Source organism: Methylobacterium sp. BTF04 (assembly GCF_010692745.1).
Taxonomy (GTDB): domain Bacteria; phylum Pseudomonadota; class Alphaproteobacteria; order Rhizobiales; family Beijerinckiaceae; genus Methylobacterium.
In genome coordinates, this window is record NZ_JAAHTB010000203.1 from 1 (window position 1) to 934 (window position 934).

1 protein-coding gene is annotated in these 934 nt (G+C 62.2%); it reads right to left on the reverse strand.

The genetic code is table 11. The annotated features are described in order from the left end of the window. Positions 1 to 31 precede the first annotated feature (31 nt). A complete protein-coding gene (locus G3T14_RS24330; protein WP_163645028.1) occupies positions 32 to 853 on the reverse strand; it encodes an IS5 family transposase in 822 nt (273 codons plus the stop codon). Between the last annotated feature and the right edge of the window lie 81 nt (positions 854 to 934).

Genomic DNA, 934 nt, shown 5'->3' on the forward strand with positions numbered 1-934 from the left:
AGAGTCTGACTCATAATGTTTCTGATGGATATCATGGGTTTGCGATGCGGCGGGTCATGAGTTGAACCGAGGCTAGCAGGAGCCATGCGGTGGAGCTTTCGATGGTTGTCTCGAAGTCCTTGGCCAGGCGGCGGTTGCGGCCGAACCAGGCGAAGGTGCGCTCCACGACCCACCGGCGCGGCAGCAAGACGAAGCCCTTGGCTGCATCGGATCGCTTGATGATTTCGAGGGTCCAGTCGCCTTTCCCCTTGAGCGCGGTCTCAAGTTTTTCCCCCGCGTAGCCGCCGTCGGCGAACACGTGGCGCAACCAGGGGAAGCTGGCTCGGATCGAGGCCAGAACCTCGGGCGCGCCATCGCGGTCCTGGATGTCGGCGGTATGGACGATGGCGGCGACCAGCAGGCCCATGGTGTCGGTCAGGATATGACGCTTGCGGCCTTTGATTTTCTTGCCCGCGTCATAGCCGCAAGGCCCGCCGCTTTCAGTGGTTTTGACGCTTTGGCTATCGATCACGCCGGCGCTGGGCGAAGCCTCCCGGTCGGCGGCGAGACGCACGGCCATCAGCAGCAGGTGGTTGATCGTGCTCCAAAGGCCACTGTCGCGCCAGGCGTAGAAATAGCGCTGGAGCGTCGAGACCGGCGGGAAGTCCCCAGGCAGCATCCGCCAGGGCTGACCGCTGCGCAGCACATAGAGCAAGCCGTTCATGATCGTTCGCCGCGACCACTTCGGCGGGCGGCCAAGCTTCGACCTCGGCGGAAGGACGGGCTCCAGCACCGCCCATTCCGCATCCGTCAAATCGCTTGAATACCGCAGGCCCTTCCGCGCATGCTTGGCGCGGGTGATATCGGTCCACATGTGAAACTCCGTCGTTGCTTCGCAACTCCGACTGAATCACAAGTCATTGATATCACCCAACTTCATTTCGGGGCAGACACT